Genomic DNA, 212 nt, shown 5'->3' on the forward strand with positions numbered 1-212 from the left:
CGTCTCAAGACGTGGGAGAGTAGGTCGCCGCCAAACCTAGAAAAAACCATACCTCTCTATGCAAAATACGAATATAACGACCATTGGTAAAACGCCAATGTCGCCCCAGATACCGGCAAATCAAGCCGGAATTGGCGCGGGGTGGAGCAGCCCGGTAGCTCGTCAGGCTCATAACCTGAAGGTCGTAGGTTCAAATCCTACCCCCGCAACCA

At 52.8% G+C, this 212-nt stretch carries 1 tRNA gene; it reads left to right on the forward strand.

Annotated elements, in window-relative coordinates:
• Positions 1 to 135: 135 nt before the first annotated feature.
• Positions 136 to 212, forward strand: a tRNA-Met gene (locus tag KZZ07_RS27540).

This window comes from Mameliella sp. CS4 (assembly GCF_019392335.1).
GTDB lineage: Bacteria > Pseudomonadota > Alphaproteobacteria > Rhodobacterales > Rhodobacteraceae > Antarctobacter.